This is a genomic window from Clostridium drakei, assembly GCF_000633595.2.
GTDB classification, from domain to species: domain Bacteria; phylum Bacillota; class Clostridia; order Clostridiales; family Clostridiaceae; genus Clostridium_AM; species Clostridium_AM drakei.
On the sequence record NZ_JIBU02000022.1, the window covers coordinates 49,190 to 73,073 of the forward strand.

Genomic DNA, 23,884 nt, shown 5'->3' on the forward strand with positions numbered 1-23,884 from the left:
GGAGGTAAATTAAAATTGAATAATGAATTTAAGGAAAATGTTGATATGAAACCAAGCTTAAACTTTGAGCCTTTTCAAGATGAGCTTCCAATTACTAAAGTAAAAGAGGAAAATAATCAACCAGATGTTCTTGATGATAGCTATTTAACAGAAGAAGAAAAAAAATTAGTTGATGAATTTGTTGATAAAATCGATATAAGTAATACAAATTCAATCCTTCAATATGGAGTAGGTGCTCAAAAAAAGATTGCAGATTTTTCTGAAACTGCCTTAAATAACGTAAAAACTAAGGACTTAGGAGAAATAGGCGACATGCTTTCTAATGTGGTAGTTGAACTAAAAAATTTCGATACTTCAGAAGAAAAAAAAGGATTTTTTAGTTTTTTCAAAAAAACTTCAGAAAAAATTGATCACATGAAAGCAAAATATGACAAAGTTGAGGGAAATATAAATAAAATTTGTAATACTCTTGAAAAACATCAAATACAACTTTTAAAAGACATTGCTATGCTTGATAAAATGTATGAAATAAATAAGGTATACTTTAAGGAACTTTGCATGTACATTTTAGCTGGAAGAAAGAAGCTTTCAAAGCTAGAAAAAGAAGAACTTCCTATACTAGCAGAAAGAGCAAGAATTAGCGGACTTCCTGAAGATGCACAAGCAACAAATGATTTTGTATCTCTTTGTAACCGCTTTGAGAAAAAGATTCATGATCTTGAACTGACCAGAATGATTTCTCTTCAAATGGCTCCACAAATTCGCTTAGTTCAAAATAATGATTCTTTAATGTCTGAAAAAATACAATCTACCATTGTTAATACAATTCCACTATGGAAGAGTCAGATAGTATTAGCTCTTGGAGTTGCTCATTCTAGTAATGCAGCTAAGGTTCAAAACGAAGTAACCAATATGACAAATGAACTTCTACGTAAGAATGCAGAAACACTTAAAATGTCAACTATAGAAGTAGCCAAAGAAGCTGAACGTGGAATTGTTGATATCGATACTCTTCGTCAAACAAATGAATCATTAATTTCTACTCTTGATGAAGTACTTCGTATACAAACAGAAGGACGCCAAAAGCGCAAAGAAGCTGAAGCAGAATTACAAAGCATTGAAGAACAATTAAAAAATAGGCTTTTAAAGCTTAGATAGATAATGAATCATCTTTTTATATGTTTAACTTTAGCTTACATTTGTAAATTATAACTAGCAAGGCTAAGATTGTTTTCTACTCAAAATACTCATATTTAAAATCAAGAGGTCATCTTAATGGTAAATATACCATTAAAATGACCTTTTTTATATTTAGTTTTTTTAATTTATCTTTAGATATTATTTGAGCTCTAAATCCTAAAAACTACTTTTAACAGTTTGAACCACTCTTTTAATATTTATACTTTTAATCATTTCTATATAAGATTTTTCTTTATTTCCTGTTATAAAGTATCCATAAGGAATATGACTAATAGCTTTGATTAAAATAGTATTTACTATACAGGAAGAAATCCATAAAACTGTTCCTACGGCTAACCAATCTCTTATGCCATATTTAAACATTATTATCTTTAAGATTGATTGAATCAATAAAACATGGGATAAATAGCTTCCAAAGGAATACTTTCCAAAGAAATTAAATATACTATATATTACAGCTCTATTAGATAGCATAACAGAAATTATATACCAAGCCAAAATAGAAAAAACAAAATAAAGCAAATATATTGATCTGACAAATGGTACCATATTCATCTCATCTAAATATGCATATGTAAATAAACCTATGTATATTATAATTATTAAAACTTTAAATTTTAAAACTGTTCTTTTAAAAACCTCATAATTCAATGCTATATATATTCCCATTACAAAATATAAAAACCAGAAAAAAGGTGATATATTTATAATTTTCATTTGAACTGCTGTTGGATTATTGAATATAAAATGTATTACCTTATCTGAAATTACATTTTCATATTTTGATACTTCATAATATGATAAAGTTATACTAACAAAAACAAAAAACCTTAAAATAAAATTTTGAACATGTACTTTTTTTAAAATCCATAAAATCAACGGTAGGTATATAAATAATCTCACTGCCATTCCCATATACCATAAATGATAACCAGCATCTCCTGATAATACCTGCATACATAAATCAGGAATATTAATATTTTTCTTAAAATAGTGCATATATACAATTGACCATAATACATATGGTATAAATATGTATACTGCTTTTTTTATATAATATTTTTTTATTACAAATTTTTTTATAGATGAATAAGAAATTACTATTCCACTAATACAAAGAAAAGTTGCCACTGCTGGCTTTGCTAAAGTATACATAAATTTAAATATTTCATAGTAAAAATAACTGATACCTTTTATATTAAAATACCCACCCATAGTATGTTGTTCTACTACAAAGATAAAAGCAAAAGCTCTTAAAACATCTAATTCCTTTAATCTATCATTTTTCAAGTCATTTCCCCCTGCCTAATTTAACTGTTTGTCCATATTGCATTATAGCACAAGCTTCTAAAAAGCATCATAAAACATTGCACTTTTAAAATAATTTTTACATTTAATTTAATAAATTTCCTCTTTTTTCCTTGTATTTTTTCAAAAAAACTGCACATATTAATAGCATAAGGGACATAACAGTTGAGCGAAGACTTATATATGCTCATTAAACTGGGTGTATATAGGTCGACCAACGATTATATAATGGTCAAAATGGCTGTTATACAGTCAGAGGGAAGATTTTATAGGGTGGAGAAAAGTTTTATTATAGTCGACATCGATCAATTGATTATAATGAGATTCCAATTTATTCTATAAGGTCGAGTTAAGATCACTCAGGGTGCCGATGGATTAAATAAAATAACATTATTATGGTGTTAACTATAGTTTGTAAATTTTACTTTATTCCTTTCGATCCTATACAGCCGAAAGGTTGTATAGGGTTGAGTAAGTATTCTGTTTGGTTGAACGAACCATGATTATGGGTTGTGATTTGCTTTATTATGGTGGCAATATCATAATAAGGTGATAAACTATCTCTAATTGTGCAAGGTAGATTGTTATATTCTTTATTGATTCACTGAAATTTTAAAAATGAATTTCAGCTAAAAAGTTGAAGGATCATCAATATAGTAAATATACTACATTGATGATCCTTCTCTTTTTTTATTATTATTTTTCCTAAAGGCTTTAAAATTCTTTTGACCTCCAGAAGTTTTCCTTGGTAAACATTACCGTTTAATTTAATTTTACATTTTTCGATAATAAAATTAGTATAACAAATTAGAAAACAATGGAGGTATATGAAAATGAAACAAAAAAAGGTATTTTCACTAGTCTTAGCCCTATTCTTAACAATTTTTAATTTCAGCATTGTTTTAGCAAAGCCTCGATCATCACAACCACCACCTTCAGCACCTACTGGTCTTGCAGTAACAAATATAACTTCTTCTGAAATTAGTTTAACTTGGAATACTGTATCAGGTGCTTCAGGCTATAAGTTGTTTAGAGCAACTAACTATGATTCTAATTATACTCAAATAGCTACACTAACTTCTAATACTTACAAAAATACAGGATTAAGTGCTTCAACTAAGTACTGGTATTTTGTAAGAGCATATAACTCTTATGGCACTTCTGCTGATTCAACTCACGTAAGTGCTACCACTAGTCAAATAGTTGTACCTTCTTCTAGTAAAATAGTTTTAGGCTTTGCAACTTACTATTATTCTGGTGACAGCTCATCCTATAATTCTATGGTAAATAATTCTACTATGATAAATGAAATTGCAACAGATACCTTTACTACAGATGGCCTAGGAAACATTAGCGGTATAATTCCATCAAGTCAAACATCATATGCTAATAGTAATAACATTAAACCTTATGCCATGATAACAAATAATTTCGATGGCAGTATAGCTAAAACATTATTAGAAAGTTCAACTAATAGACAAACCTTGATTAATAACATATTGAATGCTTTAAAAGCTAATTCATACAAAGGAGTTAATGTGGACTTAGAAGGAGTTTACTACTATGATAGAAGTTACTTCACTACTTTTATGAGTGAACTTTATAATACACTACACCCACAAGGTTTTGCAGTTACAATTTCTGTACCAGCTAAAACCTATGACAGCACTACTGATTCCTGGACTGGAGCTTTTGATTACGCTAAAATAGCAAATTACTCCGATCAGGTAGTTTTAATGGCATACGATGAACATTATCCAGGCGGCTCACCAGGAGCAATTGCCTCAATAAACTGGGTTAAAAATGTTATAAACTACGCATCCACAGTAATTCCTGCAAATAAAATTCTACTTGGTTGTGCAGCTTATGGCTACGATTGGTCATCAAATGGAACTAAAGCATATAGTATTAATGGAGTTTATAATCTAGCTTCAAATTATGGTGCGCAAATACTGTGGGATTCAGTTTCACAAAGTCCTTACTTTAATTATACAGACGCTAGTGGTATAAAACATGTTGTATGGTTTGAAAATAGTACAAGCCTTTCATACAAATTAGATTTAGTAAATAGTAGCAATATTTTAGGTATTGCAATTTGGAGATTAGGTTTAGAAAATACGGATTATTGGACAACTATAAAAACAAAACTCGTAAATTAGATAATAAAATATTTTTGGTTTAAATAAACATAGCCAAAAACACTATCACACTTATTGAATTCAATAAAGTTGATAGTGTTTTTTTATAGATTACTATTTAAGTGCAATTCTAGTTACTTTACCATTAGAAAGTGCATATATATATTTATCTTGTATTTCTATAAAGTTTCCGGTATATTGTGTTTCTGCATTAGTTACTGCATTTTTAACAGAATTTTTCGATTGATTTTTTATATATATATTACCACTGTTAGTTATAACTATATTGCTTTTGTCTGTTATCTCTGGTAACTTTAAATTTTTCCACTCAGATGTAGAGTTTTTCAAATCTCCAAACAATATACTGCTTATCTTACCACTTTGTGAAATTCCTATATACACTTTGTCTTGAGTATCAGTACCTAGTAAAACCTTCTTACCATTATCCTCAAAATCCATACTAGAAATATTAGTTGATGTTTTTTCATCACCTTTTTTATTTTTAACTATAGTTACAATTACATTTTTAATTTCTTCTTCTTCCCTATCTTCATAAACTAAATCAGAAGCAAGATTTAATATTGAAATATTACCTATTTCATTATTAGGAGTTTTAATTTTTTCAATCTGATTCATAACATTGCTCCTGTAAATATCACTTTTACCACTTTTGTGTAAAACTTTTGTATACATTACATGACTTGCTGTAGACAATGTAATATTCTCTATTTTATCATTTTTGCTGTCCAATTCAATTATAAGTGGCTTCATATCGTGATCTGTTAATTGATTCTTACTATTTTTAATAGGATTGTAATTATAAAAATTTATTCTATCTCTACTATCCTTTTCACAAATTAAGATCCAATTACTATCTGGCATCCATTTAAAATAACAAATAGATGCATTTTCCTTAGTCTCTACACTTTGAATTTTTTCATCCTGAGTATTAACTATCTTTAATTCCTTATTTTCACAATATGATATATACTTTCCATCAAATGAAACTTGAATATCTTCTGCATTTTCAGGAATTTTGACTTCATTATATGTTTTTTTCTCTGATTTTGTAGTACTTTTTGTTTCCTTATAATCTGAGGATGTTCTAGAATAAGCTTTATCCAAATAAAAGAACATCCCTGATTCAATTATTGCTGCAATTATGCTCCAAATTAACAGTTTTTTTAACAAATTCATAATATTACAACTCCTATACAATCATATAACTATATATTTTAATATACAGTAAAATTCATATTCAATTCTCTTATTATTCAATATATATTTCAAATAATGATTTACTTAATTTATTGCTTTTCTGGTTCCACATACAAAGCTGTAGGAACTGTTCTTTCTCCATCCCATTCATTTGGACTATTGATTACCTCACCTTCATAATACATTGTACTTGAGTATCCTCCATCTAACCTTCCTGCATTAATTGCACCATGATCATATAATATTCTCTGTAAATCATAGAGACTTGCTCCAAGCTTTACTAAACTTTTTCTACCATCTGTAACTAAAAGCAAAACTGTACCATCAGCTTTTTGACCTACTGCTGTTCTTGGATTAGCTCCATCACATTGAGGATCATCTATTTGCTTCTTACCATCTATAATAAGCGTAGGAGCTAAGAAACATACTGCCTCAGTTACATTATGTGCTTTAAGTTCATTTATACTATGATCACCTACTATTAATTTTCCTTCTTTTGTGAAAGCTATTACATTTGATGGGGTATCCTCATCGCAGTCTTTATATATTACTTGTCCATTAGAAATAACAAAACCTCCTGGAGTTGAACCAACTCCAGCATAATTTTTATCAACAAAAGAACCACCATTAACAGCAGCAACAGCATTTCTTTCTTTAGCCATTTCACTAGTTTTTTGTCCTCTATCTGAATACTTAGTATATGCAATTTTTATTCTAGTAGGATCTTTTATTTCTAAAAGATAACCATCAAATTTTTTATCACTTATTTCATATTTAATTATCTCTGTATCATTTTTATGCTGTACATTGATTTTATCAATATCTTCATCAGCTTTTGTATCAGTACTTTTGGTATTGCCAACCAGCGACTGTATTTTATCCTTTGATAAAACCATCTCCACCAAGTATCTATGTCTTGAGCCCCATACCATTCCCACTAAAGTCTTTTTTACATTTTGAAAAGGCCCATACAATACGTAAAATGGTGAAGTAATTGCTATAAAAAAGATTATATAGAGAATAAATGCTATAAATTTTTTAAATGAAAATTTATGTTTTTGCTCATTATGCTTATGTTTACGTTCATGTTTTGCCATTAAAATATTCCTCATTTCCTACTTTATTTTTATCTTTGTGCTTTCTATATCTTTCGAAAATTGTTGTGAATCATTATCATAATTAAGCTGATTTATTACTAAATAAAGTTCCTTGGAATCTCTAAAATAAGAACTTTGAAAATTCATATTTAAACAGTTATCAGAATCCATTTCTTCTAAATCATTATCTGCAAATAAATATTTATTACCTTTCTCATCAATTAAATAAGGTAACTTACTATTATCTATTTTTTCATTTTTTATTATTTGACGTCCTATTGAATAACACTGTGCTGAATTTATGGTATTTTTCCCCAACTCTATTCTCATTTCAATATGTGTAGGATATATTTTTAAAGCTTTTATATTAAAATCTGTGCTATTTTCCCTGAATTTAATATTGTTATACACTTCAGGTTTTTTATATTTTAAACTTTGATAAGCATTTATATCAAATTTCCACTGACCAGATATACTTATTGGTTCTCTCTTAAAATTTGAAAAAAAATCTTCATACTTATTTTTTGAATAACTCATCTTATAAGCCTCAGTTAAACTTAAAAATTCTAAATTCAATTCATTTGGTATCTTACTTCCATTAATACTTGACAATTCTATGCAACCATAGCTTTCTCCACTTTTCGAATAATTTTTAAAACTGTTACCAAGTGAGGCAACTACACAGCTATATTTCTTATTATATGTCAATAAATAATCCCCATCCTTATGATCTAGTTTAGCGGGAAGTTTGGAATAATAATTAGAAGTACTATCTAAAAGTAGATTATCATCATTATCAGTTATTTTAAAATTTTGTAAAAGAAGATTTTTAAGCTCTTCTTTATTTATTTTGCCATTTAAAGTATAGAATATAAACAAATTTTTATCATCACCAACTATATTGTTTATAGTAACTTTTATATTTTTATTTATTTTTGATTCATCTATACATTGAGATGCCCCTTCTTTTACTGCATTCCCTATATTTTTATCATAGTAATACTGAAGTTCGCGAGTTATTGCTTGTCCAATAGTTACATTATTTATAGCTTCAGCAAAAACTGGTATAAATTTAACACTAGTCATAAATATAATAGATATTGATGCTGCTGCCAATGTATATTTAATTAATTTTGTTTTAATTATATTTTTTTTCTTATCTTTTTTCGCTTTTTTAATAGCTTTTGCTACTACATCATCAAGTTTTTCTGAAACTTTTATTTGTTCAAAACCATTCTTAGGTTTAAAATCCATCTAAACAAACTCCTCCCTCAACTGAATTCTTAATTTTTTTAAAGCTCTGTGTATATAGACTTTTACAGTTCCCTCAGGAATTTCAAGCGTATTAGATATTTCAGAAATAGTCATATCTTGAAAATACTTTAAAATAATTATAGTTTTTGATTTTATATTTAAACTATCAATAGCATTATAAAGATCAATACATTTAGGTATATCTGTTTCTAGATCTAAATTACTAATGCTAAAATTTTCAATTTTTTCGTATTCATCAATTAAAATAACTCTCCTATTCTTCTTTAAACTATTTATAGAATTATTTATTAATATTCTTGTAATCCAAGTTTTAAAAAATTTTGGATTTTTTAATTTATTTATATCCATATAAACTTTATATATGGTATCGCTTACAATATCTAAAGCTTCTTCTTCATTTTTTAAATAAGCAAAGGCTATTTTATAAAGATTTTCTTTATGACACTCTATTAATTCACTAAAAGCTATATCATCCCCTTTTTGAGCTTTAATCACTGTATCAATATCATTCATCTTTTCACCTCTTTAATTGGATAATACAAAGACCATATAAATTAGACAATCTTACTATATAAAAAGTTACACTTCAAACATACTTTTTTAATAATGTCAGTATATCATATTGTACTATATCAATTATATTTTATTTTGTCACTATCCTAATCACATAACAAATAAATAATATAGTTCATAATGTGTTATTTAATTCTACCATAAGATCAAAACTTTAAGATTTTTGAAGATATTAGGAGCTTAAGGTCAATATAAAGTTTATTACCACTTAAAAAGAGATATTTTAAAGTTTGTTAAAAGGTATGAGTAACTATATAATAAGTTTATAATTTAAAATTAAAAAATTATTTAAATTGTAATTTTAGGAGGAATTTTCATGGGAATATTAAAAAAAATCAACAACATTTTTAGAGCAAAGGTTAATGGTGCATTGGACGATATAGAAAATCCAATTGAACTTTTAGACCAAAAATTAAGAGACATGGATGAAAGTTTAAATAAAGCCAAGATTTCATCTGCACAAATTTTAGGAAATGTTCATGAAATAGAGAAAAAAATGGATACTGCTAAGAAAACTTCTGAGGAATTTGATGAAAAAGTAAAACTTGCCATGAGCAAGGGTAATGAAGAATTAGCAAAAAAAGCCTTAGCCAAAAAAATTGAAGCTGATAAATCTTATGATTCATTAAAATTGAGCTATGAAGATGCCTTTAAAAAAGGTGAATCTATTAAGAAAAAATTAAAAGAACTAGAAGAGGAAATTCAAAAGACTAGAACCTATAGAGATGAAGCTGCCGCGAGATATAACAATGCAGAAGCTAGTAAAAAGGTTAATGAAATTTTATCAAATGTAGATACTGGAAGTAATAAAATAAATTTAGATGATATCGAAAGAAAGATTGAGAAAAAAGAAGCTTTAGCAGAGGGTTTAAATGACTTAAGAGAAGATAATTCTTTAGATAAGGAATTTGAAAAATTGAATGAAGTAAATTTAGATGAAGAATTAAAAAAATATCAAAAATAATTCATAAGGAGTATCAACTCCTTATGAATATTTAATTTAATTAGAAATTACAAATATTCTAAATAATATATTCACAATTTATCCATTATATTGTAATATTGAGTTAATAATCATTTTTTATAGGAGGTACTCATATGTTTTTAGAAGAATTTAATAAGAAAGAATCTGTTGTGTTTATTAATCTTGTTCAACTTTTAGCTAATGCAGATGAAATTTTGGCTGAAAATGAAAAAAACTTAATAGCTGATTATATGAAAGAACTTTCATTAACTAATGAAAATATAAAAAGCTTATCTTTTCAAGAATCAATAAGTGAACTGAAAGCTTCTACAGACAGAATTAAGAATATAATATATTTTGAATTGGTCGGTGTTGCCATATCAGATGGATCTTATGGTTCTAAAGAAATAGAATTCTTAAACAAGTTGGCTTGTGAATTTAACATAAGCAAAGATAAACAACAAGATTTTTTAGACTATTTTAAAAAGGTAAAAGATACTTATGATATAACTTGTGTTGACTATAAAAGTAAAATAGAATCATTAAAAAAACTAGCATTAAGTTTATTATAAATATAAATTCCATTTTAATGCAAAATAGCTGTTGCACTAACGAATTTACATACAATATATTGTATTATTTATCATTAGTGCAACAGCTTATTTATTTACATGAATTTTTAACTAATCACAAAATAATTGATTTTAGAATCAAATCTTAAATTTAGATACAATTTGTTGCAACTTATCAGCACTTTGTTTATTATCCTCTGATGTAGATTTTATATCGCCAAGCTTTTCATTTATACCAGCTGCCTTGCTAGCTATTTCTGTAACACCTCTAGCACCATCACTTACAGTGTTAGCTACTTCCCCTATAGCAGTAGTTATACCTGCAATAGATGAACTTAATTCTTCTGCAACAGCGCTAAAATCACTCATAAAATTATTTACTGTTTCTGCATCATTATTATATTCTTCTCCAGTTTTCACCAAGTTACTATAATCATCTAAAACAGTTTCATTAATAAACTTAAGAAGTTTTGATGAATTATTTGACAAATTTTGTACTGCTTCTACAACTTGACCAACTACATTCTGGATGTTGTTAGCTGTAGTTGCAGATTCTTCAGCTAATTTACCAACCTCATCCGCTACCACAGCAAAGCCTTTTCCTGATTCACCAGCCCTAGCTGCTTCTATAGATGCATTAAGAGCCAATAAATTGGTTTGTTCAGTAATATCAAGTATATCAGCAGACAATAAATTTATCTTTTCAATAGACTTAGAATTTTCAATAGCTTTTTCCAAATCATTTTTTACTGACATATATATTTCATTAGCCGTTTTGTTAGAGCCAAATGCAGCATTTTTTAATCTTTCGGCTCTTCCAGCAATATCGTTAGCATTAGCAGAACCACCTGCAGCTTTTTCAGCCATAGACTGTACTGCATTTCCCATTTCATCAGAAGAAGCTGAAACCTCTTCTACAGTAGCTGCATTTTCTTCCATACCTGCTGAAAGATTTTCGCTTTCCTCTGCTGTTTTTTCAGCATAGCTCTTTAACTCAATAGTCAGCTTATCTACCAATTCTGCATTTGAACTTATTGCAGCTGAAGCTGATGTTATGTTTTCAACCATTTCTCTCAAAACTTTTCTCATATTTCCTATAGAACGAGCCATTATTCCTACTTCATCATTATACTTATAGAGCTTATCAAACTCTTCAACATTCTCCAAGTCTAAATTAGCTGTCTTATCTATGAGATTAACTATTTCAACAATAGGCTTAGTAATCCTTAATGAAAATCCATAACCTATTCCTATAGCTATAATTGAAAGAAAAATAGATATACTGATTATGATACTAGTCATACCTCTAACATCCTTTAATACTTCAGATTTATCACTAGTTGTTACCATAACCCAATTTGTTTCAGGTATAACCTGATATCCTGATATTTTATCTTGATTTTTGAAACTATATTTAAGTATACTTCCCTTTACAGTTTCCCCTTTATTTAGTTTATCAGCTATAGCTTTTATTTCAGGAGTTTCTGTGATTTTTCCTATTTTATCCTTAGTAGGATGATAAATCATATTTCCTTTGTAATCCATTAAAAATGCATAACTGGATGAAAACTCACTTACTTTAGCCTTATCTAAATACTTTGAAAAACTACTGCCATATACAGCTGTACCTACATATCCTAGAATTTCATTGTTTAATTTAACTGTATTAGTAAAAACCACTATAGGATTGTTAGTTACTTTTGACATAATTACTTCGCTTATTGAACCTTTACCTTCCAAGCTTGGCTTATTATAAGATCTATCATTTAAATTTTTTCCAAGATAATCCTTATCACTATCTGCAATTATATTTCCTTTGGTATCCACTATAAATACATGCTCAAGATTTTTAGTTTCTTTCACATAATCTTGTAGTGCTAGATTCATATCCTGTTGCTGCTTATTAAAATCCTCACTATTTGGAGTATCCTTATTTACCTTAAGTAAATTTCTAACTACATTTTTTTCTGAATAAATTCTAACTGCCAACTTTTCTTTTTCAATTATTGAACTTACAGTTTCAGCTGAACGATCACATATCTGTTGTATTTCAGTATTAGTTTTGTTTCCTATTATACTACTTGACCTATTGCCAATAAAAATAGTAGTTACAACCATTAAAACAATAACTATTATTGCAATTAAAAAGGGTATTTTCTTCTTTATAGACATAAAAACAACTCCTCCCATAAATAAACATTATTTAATCCTATTCTCGTACACTTTAAAAAAATACTTAAGGTATATGAACAAATTAGTTTATTTTATAAATTATTACAATAATTTTCACATTGCTTTCCAATAGATTGATAAACAATAACGGAAGGCATTTGTTTTGATTTCACGTTGAATAGCTTACATCCATATGGGAAATTCTTATCCCATGTAATATAATAATATTTACATTTTTTACACTGTACCTTTTCTATAGTCATATATTTCATCTCCATATATATTAAAATAAAACTTTTTATTTACATTTTAACTTGGTAATATATATATAATAACAAATATATAAAAAAAAACACAATATTATGGTTTTTTTGCTTAAAATATGATAACATGAATACTTGTTACCCTGTTTATAACTTTATTTGTAAAAAAACTTATAATTTTATGTAACTTCGAAATATTAATGGCACCTAACCCAAAATATACCAGTATATGTGCCATATTGTAAGCTTAAAATATTATTATATAACTTAAAAGGGGGAGGCTATAATGAAAACATTTCAAAGTCTCGTTAATGAAACTTTAGAAGCCGAAAATTTAGACGAATTAGAAGCAGCCGCTGATTTATTCCAATTTGGTATTGAAAAAGGATATTATACTAAACAACAAGCAGATGAGTTTAACAATGCCTATTGGAAGGTAAAAAATGTTTACTTAGGCTATGAAGTTGCTAAAGAAGTAAAAGGAAGTAAATTAGATATTATTACTATAGTTTCTAATGCTCCTAACAGCGTAAAAAATGATAAAAGAAAACTTATTAGCTATGTAAATGACCGTATAAAAGCACTAAAAGGTAAAATCAAAGGAATTTAATATGTTAAATGGAAAAATCCTCAAATTTAAGGGGATTTCTTTCATTTATTTATATTTTATTTTGCAATTTTCAAGGCTTACAATAAAATTTTAATTTTCTTATTTACTTTATAAATTTCCATATTATAATATATTATGAATAATTGACTTAAGAGATAATGAAGATTAATATTAATATTAATTAATATTAAGGGTAATTTGTTTAATAATAACAAGTTACCCTTTTATCACAAGAGGTGTGCTTATGTTTAAATTAATGCCTATGGATATGAAACCAAAGGTAAATCTCAACAATAAAATTAAACCATACTTTTATATAATTAATTTTGCTCAAGATGAAGAAAGTTTGTGCAAAATGGAAATGAAATGTCTTTTCAATAAGGTTCCAAATAAAAAATATTTTTTTTCTTATCACTACATTACCACATCTAGAAGTCCATTTATAAAAGGATCTATATCCGTAATGTATACTGGGAAATCTTTAGAAGATATAATTCATAAAATTACAGTAAATAACCTAGCATATGAAAATTTCAAAGTTTCCTATGTGAATTATGGTGATGAAACCCTTAGTTATGAAAGTAGGCGTAAAATAGAATATGAAATTGGTCAAAATATAATAGGAGAAGCTGAAATGAAAAATCCTAAATTACTTTTTGGTATAACAAAAGTAAATGAAAAATGGCTGTTCGGAAAGTATGAAAAAAATGATCCAGAATGGAAGCTTCATAACCGAAAGCCATATTCATATTCTAATGCGCTTAGTTCAAGAATTGCAAGAGCAATAGTAAATCTTGCTGTTTGCAATAAACTAGATTATAAATTAGTTGATCCTTGCTGTGGTATTGGAACAGTTATTATAGAAGCTCTGTCCTTGGGAATTAATATCAAAGGTTGGGAAATAAATCCTATGATTGCTGCAAATGCGAAGAAAAATCTAAAGTACTTTTGCTATAAAAATGTAATTACTACTGGTAATATGCATGATATAAAAGATAACTTTGATGTATCAATTATAGATTTACCTTATGGTCTATTTTCATCAACTACACTTGAAGAACAAGTAGCCATAATAAAAACTGCTCGTAAAATATCAAATAAAATGATAATTATTACTTTTGAAAATATGGATAAATATATTCTTTCATCTGGTTTTAATATTTCTTATAAATGTTTTGTTTCTAAAGGTAAATTTAAAAGGCATATAACTATATGCCAGTAAGTTCAATATATAAAGTTATCAAATTGTAATAACTTATAAAATATATTCTATAAGAGCTTATATATGGTATAATAGTAGGTATTAAAAATTTTTATCATAAAATCTATAAAAAACGAAAGAGGTGTTCTATTATAAAAAATAAATATGAAACAAAAATTAATGAATATGAAATAAAAGGAAACATTGCATATGTAAAACTAGTAAAAAAAGACGGTTCAATTATTGATACTAAAATAGATGCTGATGATTTGAAAGCAGTTTTAGATAAAGGAACTTGGTTTGCTGAATGGAACAAGGAATTTAATAACTATTTAGTTCAAACTATAGTTTCTCCTTCTATAAATGGTAAAAAACATGGTGAAAAGCAGACCTTACATTCATTCATTTTAGGTGCACACACTAAAGCTCCTATTAGACATGCCAATGGAGATACGTTAGACAATAGAAGATGTAACATATCTATATATGATCAAAATAATAATGTTAATGATTATGAATTATTAGACCAAGAAACTGCTGCTGTTATATTAAGAGATAAATATGGCAGAAAAAAATCAAAGGCTATAATTGATAAGGAAGATTTAGACAAAGTAATTAATAATGGTTATACTTGGGTTTACTTTAAAAGCCATAGTGAAAATTATGCTGTAGCAAATACTTCAGATGGAAGGATTTATTTACATGATTTTATAATGAATACCGATGATGATATGATTATAAAACATATAAATCTTAACACTTTAGATAACAGAAAATCTAATTTAAAAAGCTCCTTATTATCTGAACTTTCCGAAGCTGATGGTAAAGAACTATAATAATTTACGTACTTATTTCAATGTGTTATTATTAAAATCAAAGTAATGGGCTTCAATTTTAAATTGCAGCTCATAATATTATTATACAAAATATTCTTTAAACAAAAATACCAACAAGAGCAGACTTTGAGTAAAAAGGAGTTACTTAAATTATGGAAAAAATACTATCATTATTAAAGAAAAATAAATTTACTTCCATAGTTGCTATATCATTAATACTTATTTGTGGCATTATTTACTGTTTTATATCAAACAATGAAAACTATTATGACAAAACTATAGCAAAAATAATATATATAAGAGAAACTCCATCTAAAGTCACCAATATTAATGGCGATATAGAACAAATAAAAAAACAACAAATTAAATCAATAATTATGAATGGAAACTTCAAAGGACAGGAAATTGAATTAGAAAATTCATCTTCCTATTCTGGAGTCAATAATTTAAATTTAAAGGTTGGTGACGAGGTTTTTATATCAACACAACAAGATACAAATAATAAAATAATTTCTGGAAAGATACTTAATCTTAAAAGAGATAAATATGTTGTATATATTACATCTATATTTATATTTTTAATTTTGTTAGTAGGTGGTTTTAAAGGATTTCGTTCTTTAGCCAGCGTAATTATTAACATTATAATTTTTTGCATTATAATTAAATTGTTTATACATGGCTACAATCTCATATTTATTTCTATAATAGCCAGTTTATTGTTTGTTATTTTATCCATATCAATTGTATGTGGAATAAATAAAAAAACTCTTTCTGCTGTACTTGGAACAATATCAGGAACCCTTTTGTCAATGTTGATAGCTGTTCTTGTAATACAATTAAATCATTGGAACGGAATTAAATTTGAAGAAATGGAATTTCTTACTCATCCACCAGAACAAATATTTTATATTGAAATTCTTATAGGTACTTTGGGTTCAATAATGGATATTGCAATTTCTATTTCCTCTTCTATAAAAGAATTATGTGATAAAAACCCAAATATTGAAAGTAAAGTTCTTATTAACTCGGGTAAAGAAATCGGAAAAGATATTATGGGAACCATGACAAATACGCTAGTTTTTGCATATATTAGTGGCAGCATTCCACTTATACTGCTTTTGCTGAAAAATGGTTTTTCAATTTTTTATATTATAAGTATAAATCTTTCCCTTGAATTTGTACGTGCACTTACTGGAAGTATAGGAATCATTTTAAGTATACCTATTACTATTTACATATCCGTAATACTTTTTAAAAATCATAAGATTGGAGTATTTTAAAGCTATGAATGTATCAATAGTACTATTAATTATATTGTTTGCTTTAATGGTGATAATAGGTGGCAAAAGAGGAATAAAATCATTTTTCACATTAATTTTTAACTTCTCAATTTTGTTTTTTATGCTTATACTCATTGCTGCTAAAATGGATCCAATTAAAATAACCTTTGTGGGATGTATAACCATTACTTATGTTACTTTATTTTATATTAATGGGTTGAATAAAAAGACCGTTTCGTCCCTTTTTTCAGTTACCTTAGTTATATTTATAACCATGCTTATTACATATGACATAGGAAACAACGCAAAAATACAAGGTTTTGGTGTAGAACAATCAGAAACAATTTCAGCACTATCTCTTTATGTACAATTGAACTTTTCACAAATAGTTATATGCCAAGTTTTAATTGGATTATTAGGTGCAATAATTGATGTATCTATTTCTATATCTTCTTTCATGTATGAAATGTATAAACATGATCCATCAATAAGCAAATCTTCTATATTGAAATCTGGAATGAATATTGGAAAAGATATTTTAGGAACTATGACAAATACATTACTTTTTGCATATATTGGAGGATTTATGACATTAATTATTTATTTTAATGAACTCCATTATTCAATGTCATCTATAATAAATGCAAAAGTATTTTGTTCAGAAGTTTTTCAAATATTATGTGGTGGAATAGGCATTATACTCATAATACCCGTTACTTCTCTAATTACAGCAAATATATTATATTTAAAGCCAAAATCTTAACTTAATATATAATTCTTTCTTCACCAGAATATATATTCATTTTATTTTCTCTTACAAACCCCACTAATGTAATATTAAGCTTTTTTGCTAAAGCAACAGATAAGCTAGTTGGCGCAGATTTGGATATAATAACTGGTATTTGAAGTTTGCCTGCTTTTAAAAGCATTTCCAGAGATACTCTGCCACTAAGTATTAAGATTTTATCCTTAAGAAAAACTTTCTTTAAAAGCCCTTCTCCTATCACTTTATCTAATGCATTATGACGCGCTACATCCTCTGAAATAATAATAATATCTTCCACATCACTAAGAGCAACACAATGTAAGCCTCCTGTTTTTTTAAAGTTTTCAGAAAAATTAAGATTTTTTTTCATAAATTCCAAGACCTTATTTGCTTTTAAAGTTATTTTACTAACTACTGGTGTGCAATCTATACACTGTAAAAAATTTTTAAAATCTTTTAAACTATTATCTTCTAAATTTTCTAATTCAATCTTTTTTGAATAAAAGTTTTTTCTAAAAACACTTTTATCAAAAGTCTCCACTTCAACTAAAGCTTTCACGTCATCTAGTTTAAAATATTTTATATCTTCCAATCTTTCTATAATACCTTCTGTCGACAAAAATCCTAAAGTTAACTCTTTAAGTTTTTCAGGACTGCAAAGAAGAGTGGCTATCTTTTTTCCATTAAGCAAAATTGTTAGAGGATATTCACTTACTACTAATTCACTAATGTAACTACTTTCACCATTTTCAATTTTTACAACCTTACATTCTAATAACTTGTCCATAAATCTATCTCCCTTAAAAATTTTTTTAATATAGTTGTATTTGACTAATAAAAACAGCTAATTCCGTTCTACTATTTAATTTAAGCTTTTCAAATATTTTTGTAATATAATTTTTAACTGTACCTTCTGATAAAAAAAGAACTTTGCAAATATCTTTATTACTTTTACCTTCAGCTACTAATTTTGCTACATCCATTTCTCTCTTGGTAAGCAAGTTTAATTTATACTTTTGTACTTTGTATTTATCAAGGTTTTGTTTTTCAGTACTTATAGACTTATATGCCTTAATTATTTTTGCTGCTACTTCAGGATTAAGAAGTATATTACCACTATAAGCAGTTTTTATTGCCTTTATTATATCTTCTGAACCAGCATCCTTTAATATATATCCATCTGCTCCATTTTTAATTCCTTTAAATATGTACTCATCCTCAGTAAAAGTAGTTAAAATAATTACTTTTACATCTTTATATTTTTCCTTAACAAGTTTAGTGGCCTCTACTCCATCCACCACAGGCATTCTAACATCCATAAGAATGACATCTGGTATTTGCTTTTCTAAAAATGACATTAATTCTCTTCCATTTTCAGCTTCTCCTATGATATTTATTTCTTCATCCAAGCTCAAAATCATTTTAATTCCTTCTCTTACAATTTCCTGATCATCAACTAGTAATATATTTATCATAACTTGTCACACTCCTATTATATTGGAATATTGGCTTCTATACTAAATCCTGAATTTTTTCCACTAAAATAACTTACTCTTCCATTCAGTAAACCTATTCTATTTTCAATTCCATTTAATCCGTTAGACTTTATAATTTTATCACATCCAACTCCATTATTACTTATTATTAAGTTTATCCCCTCATTACTTTTTATCATGTTTATATTAATTTCAGTTGACTTTCCATGCTTTATACTATTTGTTAAAGCTTCTCTTATAGTTTTATATATTGAATTTTTAATATTAATATCTAAATTATCCATGCTCATATCTTCATTAAAATTAATTTTTACTCCACCAGCTATCTCAAAGTTATCAATAAGATTTTTTATAGCTTCATTAAGATGTTCTATTTCCCTTTCTTCTTTAAGAGCATTAACAGCTTTTCGCAAATCATTAACACTATCCTTTGCAATCTTCTCTGATTTTTCCAATACTACCTTAACCTTATCAGGTTTAGAATCTATAACTTTCTTTGCAAATTCCAAATGCATAGTTAATGCCATAAGCGAATGTCCTAGAGAATCATGTAATTCCTGAGCAACTCTTCTTCTTTCTTTGGAAATAGTTAAATCTTCAACTCTAAGAGAATATTCTTGAAGTTTTATGTTTGCTAATTTTAATTTCTCATTTAATTGCTTTGTTTCTTCTTTCTCCACTTGAATCATTTTTATAGAATATATTATACTAGCCACAGCAAAATAACTTACTATGCTCATTCCCACATTTGATAGCTTGTCTATAGTATTGGGAATACCTATATTTAAAATAGATACTATAAAAAATGAAGTTCCATGGATCAAGAAAAAAATTTTTAACAATTTTCCTTTTACTCCAAAAAGTTCAGCCAAAGAAAAGAATATATATCCACTTGCTCCTAAACCTCTTACAAAATATTTTAGCACTGCTGCTCCACAAATAGTAAAAACTAATGACACATACTTATACTTGGAATTTTTATTTAATATTTTATTTCTTACATAATCATTAATCATTATAACTGTACTAAACAAAAATAATAGTATCATAATTGAAATTTTTTTATTAAATCCATGATGAATATCAACAAATACAAGTACTAAAAATAAATATTTAAAAACTACCACAGATTTTCTCAATATGTACATTTTTTATACGACCTCACTTAATTTAATTTAAAAATTTCATTTTGGTTATTTTAAACAACTAACTACACTTTTTAATTATATTATAGCATTATAGTTAAGTTATGGAATATTTTATATAGAAGATAATCTCTCAATTATTAAAACTATAAATCTCTAATTTTGAAAAATATATTCTTTTATATTTAATACTATATAATAAAAAACATAATATTTTTTTATTACAATTAACTAAAAAAAATACCATGAATATATATAAATTAATATCACATAATAATATCGTAGAATTTTAAAAAATAAATTTTGGAGGTATTATTATGGAAAAAAATAATTGTATCGGTTGTATTGTTTCCGAATGTAAATTTCATGCTAGAACTGAGGATTATTGCACTTTAGACAAAATTCAAGTTACTAAACATGAAAATACTGCAACAAGTACTGAGTGTACAGATTGTGGCAGCTTTAAAAGACAATAATTAAAAATAAAAAAGATGATGATGTTGTAATAACAATACAGCTCCTCATCTTTTCTATTTCAACACTTCTTTATAAATTCATCTCAATACATTTTAATTTATGAAGTAACCATTTTTCCACCATTTATATGTAGAGTTTCACCAGAAACAAAACTTGAATCTTCACAAGCTAGAAACACATAAGCTTGAGCTATCTCCACAGGCTGACCTGGTCTACACATTTCCGTATCAGTACCAAATTTGCCAACTTGATCTGCAGTAAATGAAGCTGGAATAAGAGGTGTCCAAACTGGTCCTGGTGCTACCGAATTTACTCTTATATTCCTACTTGCTAGCGAAAGTGCCATTGACCTGGTAAAGGAAGTTACAGCTCCTTTCGTTGCAGAATAATCTATCAAAATTTTATCACCTTTATATGCTGTAATAGAAGATGTATTAATAATTATACTTCCATTTTTCAAGTGAGGCATTACTGCCTTTGTCATATAAAACATTCCAAAAAAATTAGTTTTAAATGTTTTTTCAAGCTGTTCACTTGTAATGTCTTCTATACTATTTTGAGGATGCTGCTCTGCTGCATTATTTACAAGTATATCTATCTTTCCAAATTCTTTTATTACATTTTCTACAGCTTTTATACAAAGACTTTCATCTCCTATATCTCCTGATATGATCATACATTTTCTTCCTTTTTCCTGTATTATTTTTTGAGTTTCTTTAGCATCCTCATGTTCATCAAAATATACTATGACTATATCTGCACCTTCCTTAGCATATGCAACTGCTACAGCTTTACCAATTCCACTGTCCCCTCCCGTAATTAATGCAATTTTATTACTTAATTTATTTGCTCCTTGGTAATTAATGTTATCATAAATTGGTTTTGGATTCATAAGCGACTCTAATCCTGGTTGTTTATCCTGCTTCTGAGGAGGTATTGTTTTTGGGAAATCCATACTTTTATCTTCCTTTCATTTAAAATAATATTTCTTCTTAATATCTATTATTACTCATTAAAATCTTTATTATTTATTATATAAATTGAAAAAAGTTTTTCTATATATTATACTAATCATAAATTGAAAATCTCATTATATAATTCGTCGTTTTTATTATTAATTTAAAAGAAAGGAGATAATTATGAGAAAAAAATATATAACTTATCCTTCCGATATGCCAGTTTCAATATCTTTAGAGAATGTAATAAATTATCCCATGCATTGGCATAATTCCATAGAAATTATTTATGTTCTTAAAGGTAAACTCAATATCACTATAAGTTCAGATAATTATGAACTCATAGAAAAGGACATAGAAATAATAAATTTAGATGAACCTCACAGTATTATAAGTAATGATAAAGATAATAAAGTTTTAGTTTTTCATATAGATCCTTATTTTTTTGAAAAATATTACAGTGATATTGAAAATATGTTTTTCTTCACCAACACTACAGATGATAGAGCTCAGGAAAGTGAAAAATACGATGCTTTAAGAACATTTTTGGCTAAAATGACCTGTGAAGCAGTTCAAAAACAAGATAACTATGATAAAGAAATACAAGTTATTCTCATAGATCTTCTTTATCACCTTATAAACAATTTTCACTATTTGATGTATGAAAACGAAGATTTAAAAGAAAAAGAAGAGCAATTAGAGAGATATCATAGAATTTCTAAATACATATTTAATAACTCTAACGATAACATAACACTCCAAGACATAGCAAAAAAGGAGTTTTTAAGTACTGATTACTTGTCGCATGGAATAAAAGATGTTACAGGCTCAAGTTTTACAGATTTATTGAATTCAAATAGAGTTCAAGAAGCTTTAAAACTTATCTTAGATACAGATAAAACTATATCCGAAATCTCAGAAGAAGTAGGATTTTCCCACACTAGATATTTTAATAAACATTTTAAAGCTCATTATAAATATACGCCTCTTCAATATAGAAAAAAATTTAAAGTTGATGATGAAAAGTTTGAAGCTCAAAAAATCATTAAATTCTTTGAGTTAAATGAAAGTCTTGAATATATAACTTATTATCTAGAAGATTATGATAGATTTAACTACGAAGATAAAATAACAAAAATAAATATAAACATGGGTGAAGATATTGGTGAATTTAATAAGTCCTTTAAAAATGTGCTAAACGTAGGAGATGCCTTTGATCTTCTTTTAGAAGATAATAAAGACATACTTGAAGTTCTTCAGGAAGAAATAGGCTTTGAATACGCAAGACTTTTAAATGTTTTTAGTCAAGATATGTGTATTTTTCCAGGTTCTAAATTTTATAATTGGAATAGAACCAGTGATGTATTTGAATTTTTAGATACCCTTAATATAAATCCACTTATAGTTATAGATGATAAAAACTTTTCCACTGAAGATTTATTAAAAGTTTTAAAGTCATTTTTAAATTATTTTGGCGAATTAGACAATTTAGATTTATACTCTTTTAAATTTGAATTCAGTTCAACTGTGTCAGATAACGCCAAAAATAAAATAATAGAACTCTTATGTAATGACTATGAGTTAGAAGTGTCAGATAAGCCATTCTATACTAATGATAGTATAGAATATATTTATGATACAACATATATGATGCCATACATTATTAACAGTGTAATAAAAAATACAAATTCTTTGAATTTTTTAAGAGCCTTTGATGTTTTAGATAAACAGGTTAACTTAACTAATGAAGTATTTTTTGGATATCCTGGTCTCATAAATGATAAAGGAATAAAAAAGCCTTCCTATTATGCCTATTACTTATTGAACAAGCTAGGAGATACATTAGTTGATAAAAATGATGGATATATAGTCACAAAATCCGATAAAGAATATCAAATTTTACTTTATAATCACAATGATGACATAGATAAACTTATCCCATTTAAAAATTTTTCAAAGCTTAGAGCTGTAAAAAATGCTGTTGCACAAAAACTTTCATTAAATATAGTAAATATACCTTCATCTATAAAAATAACTACTTACGAAATAAATGAAAAATCCGGTTCATCATACAACTATTGGGTTGATATGGGAAAACCTAAAAGATTGAGTAAAGAAGAAAAACAAATTCTTCATAAAGCCTCTTTTCCTAATATACATTTTAAAAATCTAAAGAAAAGTACTGTATTTAATCTGCAAATTACTCTCAGAGGCTATGGAGCTTTACTTATCTTGATAAAAGAGGCTTAATAATACCTAAAAACAGGTGTTATTAAGCTATTCTCTTGCTTTGTCTATTTTGTCAACACCTCATAATTGTACTTTTCTTCTGAACCT

The 23,884-nt window shown here is 26.9% G+C and carries 22 protein-coding genes; 11 read left to right on the forward strand and 11 right to left on the reverse strand.

Translation table 11 applies throughout. The features are described from left to right. The first annotated feature begins 15 nt into the window (after window positions 1–15). Window positions 16–1,158 carry a toxic anion resistance protein gene (locus tag EG57_RS0211645; RefSeq protein WP_032077389.1) on the forward strand — a complete coding sequence of 381 codons (1,143 nt, stop codon included), beginning with the start codon at window positions 16–18 and terminating at the stop codon, window positions 1,156–1,158. 198 nt (window positions 1,159–1,356) lie between these two features. Here the strand turns inward: EG57_RS0211645 and EG57_RS0211650 are convergent, their stop codons facing one another. Beyond that, window positions 1,357–2,490, reverse strand: a complete 1,134-nt coding sequence (locus EG57_RS0211650; RefSeq protein ID WP_032077390.1) for an acyltransferase — start codon at window positions 2,488–2,490, stop codon at window positions 1,357–1,359. Between the two features lie 851 nt (window positions 2,491–3,341). On the opposite strand from EG57_RS0211650, the gene EG57_RS0211655 reads away from it, so the two are divergent. After that, window positions 3,342–4,667, forward strand: a complete 1,326-nt coding sequence (locus tag EG57_RS0211655) for a glycosyl hydrolase family 18 protein (RefSeq protein WP_032077391.1) — start codon at window positions 3,342–3,344, stop codon at window positions 4,665–4,667. Window positions 4,668–4,760: 93 nt separating this feature from the next. On the opposite strand, the gene EG57_RS0211660 is transcribed toward EG57_RS0211655, so the two are convergent. The 4 genes from EG57_RS0211660 to EG57_RS0211675 all read right to left on the reverse strand — a co-directional run bounded on the left by EG57_RS0211660 (window position 4,761) and on the right by EG57_RS0211675 (window position 8,749). Continuing rightward, window positions 4,761–5,843: an eIF2A-related protein gene (locus tag EG57_RS0211660; protein WP_032077392.1), complete on the reverse strand. Its 1,083-nt coding sequence runs from the start codon at window positions 5,841–5,843 to the stop codon at window positions 4,761–4,763. A 110-nt stretch (window positions 5,844–5,953) separates the two neighbouring features. After that, window positions 5,954–6,961 carry a phosphodiester glycosidase family protein gene (locus EG57_RS0211665; protein ID WP_029163396.1) on the reverse strand — a complete coding sequence of 336 codons (1,008 nt, stop codon included), beginning with the start codon at window positions 6,959–6,961 and terminating at the stop codon, window positions 5,954–5,956. 18 nt (window positions 6,962–6,979) lie between these two features. Then, window positions 6,980–8,215 carry a DUF4179 domain-containing protein gene (locus EG57_RS0211670; RefSeq protein WP_032077393.1) on the reverse strand — a complete coding sequence of 412 codons (1,236 nt, stop codon included), beginning with the start codon at window positions 8,213–8,215 and terminating at the stop codon, window positions 6,980–6,982. Continuing rightward, window positions 8,216–8,749, reverse strand: a complete 534-nt coding sequence (locus tag EG57_RS0211675; RefSeq protein WP_032077394.1) for a sigma-70 family RNA polymerase sigma factor — start codon at window positions 8,747–8,749, stop codon at window positions 8,216–8,218. It abuts the gene before it with no gap. A gap of 376 nt (window positions 8,750–9,125) precedes the next feature. On the opposite strand from EG57_RS0211675, the gene EG57_RS0211680 reads away from it, so the two are divergent. After that, window positions 9,126–9,773, forward strand: a complete 648-nt coding sequence (locus EG57_RS0211680) for a PspA/IM30 family protein (RefSeq protein WP_032077395.1) — start codon at window positions 9,126–9,128, stop codon at window positions 9,771–9,773. Between the two features lie 134 nt (window positions 9,774–9,907). Continuing rightward, window positions 9,908–10,345: a hypothetical protein gene (locus tag EG57_RS0211685; RefSeq protein ID WP_032077396.1), complete on the forward strand. Its 438-nt coding sequence runs from the start codon at window positions 9,908–9,910 to the stop codon at window positions 10,343–10,345. Between the two features lie 138 nt (window positions 10,346–10,483). Here EG57_RS0211685 and EG57_RS0211690 read toward each other — a convergent pair whose 3' ends face one another. Together EG57_RS0211690 and EG57_RS0211695 are read right to left on the reverse strand one after the other, a co-directional pair. Continuing rightward, window positions 10,484–12,517 (reverse strand): methyl-accepting chemotaxis protein, encoded by a 2,034-nt coding sequence (locus tag EG57_RS0211690; protein WP_032077397.1) that lies wholly within the window; start codon window positions 12,515–12,517, stop codon window positions 10,484–10,486. A 92-nt stretch (window positions 12,518–12,609) separates the two neighbouring features. Next, window positions 12,610–12,780: a hypothetical protein gene (locus tag EG57_RS0211695; protein ID WP_032077398.1), complete on the reverse strand. Its 171-nt coding sequence runs from the start codon at window positions 12,778–12,780 to the stop codon at window positions 12,610–12,612. Window positions 12,781–13,066: 286 nt separating this feature from the next. Here EG57_RS0211695 and EG57_RS0211700 point away from each other — a divergent pair, with 286 nt between their 5' ends. The 5 genes from EG57_RS0211700 to EG57_RS0211720 all read left to right on the forward strand — a co-directional run bounded on the left by EG57_RS0211700 (window position 13,067) and on the right by EG57_RS0211720 (window position 17,470). Beyond that, window positions 13,067–13,390, forward strand: coding sequence for a hypothetical protein (locus tag EG57_RS0211700; protein ID WP_029163389.1), 324 nt, complete (start codon window positions 13,067–13,069; stop codon window positions 13,388–13,390). Window positions 13,391–13,634: 244 nt separating this feature from the next. Next, window positions 13,635–14,612, forward strand: coding sequence for a TRM11 family SAM-dependent methyltransferase (locus EG57_RS0211705; protein WP_200880550.1), 978 nt, complete (start codon window positions 13,635–13,637; stop codon window positions 14,610–14,612). Window positions 14,613–14,860: 248 nt separating this feature from the next. Then, a complete protein-coding gene (locus EG57_RS0211710) occupies window positions 14,861–15,427 on the forward strand; it encodes a hypothetical protein (protein WP_242859842.1) in 567 nt (188 codons plus the stop codon). 152 nt (window positions 15,428–15,579) lie between these two features. Beyond that, window positions 15,580–16,707 (forward strand): YibE/F family protein, encoded by a 1,128-nt coding sequence (locus tag EG57_RS0211715; protein ID WP_032077400.1) that lies wholly within the window; start codon window positions 15,580–15,582, stop codon window positions 16,705–16,707. A 4-nt stretch (window positions 16,708–16,711) separates the two neighbouring features. After that, entirely contained in the window at window positions 16,712–17,470 is a 759-nt protein-coding gene (locus EG57_RS0211720) for a YibE/F family protein (protein ID WP_032077401.1), read from the forward strand. 1 nt (window position 17,471) lies between these two features. On the opposite strand, the gene fdhD is transcribed toward EG57_RS0211720, so the two are convergent. Genes fdhD through EG57_RS0211735 form a run of 3 tightly spaced genes read right to left on the reverse strand, consistent with a single transcriptional unit; the run spans window position 17,472 to window position 20,117 of the window. Then, window positions 17,472–18,260 (reverse strand): formate dehydrogenase accessory sulfurtransferase FdhD, encoded by a 789-nt coding sequence (fdhD, locus tag EG57_RS0211725; RefSeq protein WP_032077402.1) that lies wholly within the window; start codon window positions 18,258–18,260, stop codon window positions 17,472–17,474. A gap of 25 nt (window positions 18,261–18,285) precedes the next feature. Next, window positions 18,286–18,948, reverse strand: coding sequence for a response regulator transcription factor (locus EG57_RS0211730; protein ID WP_032077403.1), 663 nt, complete (start codon window positions 18,946–18,948; stop codon window positions 18,286–18,288). A gap of 17 nt (window positions 18,949–18,965) precedes the next feature. Continuing rightward, window positions 18,966–20,117 carry a sensor histidine kinase gene (locus tag EG57_RS0211735; RefSeq protein ID WP_032077404.1) on the reverse strand — a complete coding sequence of 384 codons (1,152 nt, stop codon included), beginning with the start codon at window positions 20,115–20,117 and terminating at the stop codon, window positions 18,966–18,968. Between the two features lie 314 nt (window positions 20,118–20,431). On the opposite strand from EG57_RS0211735, the gene EG57_RS25855 reads away from it, so the two are divergent. Continuing rightward, entirely contained in the window at window positions 20,432–20,590 is a 159-nt protein-coding gene (locus tag EG57_RS25855; RefSeq protein ID WP_082085029.1) for a DUF1540 domain-containing protein, read from the forward strand. 98 nt (window positions 20,591–20,688) lie between these two features. Here EG57_RS25855 and EG57_RS0211740 read toward each other — a convergent pair whose 3' ends face one another. Next, complete coding sequence (locus EG57_RS0211740) at window positions 20,689–21,546, reverse strand: SDR family oxidoreductase (RefSeq protein WP_032077405.1); 858 nt, start codon at window positions 21,544–21,546, stop codon at window positions 20,689–20,691. A 184-nt stretch (window positions 21,547–21,730) separates the two neighbouring features. Here EG57_RS0211740 and EG57_RS0211745 point away from each other — a divergent pair, with 184 nt between their 5' ends. Continuing rightward, window positions 21,731–23,797 carry a helix-turn-helix domain-containing protein gene (locus EG57_RS0211745; protein WP_032077406.1) on the forward strand — a complete coding sequence of 689 codons (2,067 nt, stop codon included), beginning with the start codon at window positions 21,731–21,733 and terminating at the stop codon, window positions 23,795–23,797. The last annotated feature ends 87 nt before the right edge of the window (window positions 23,798–23,884 follow it).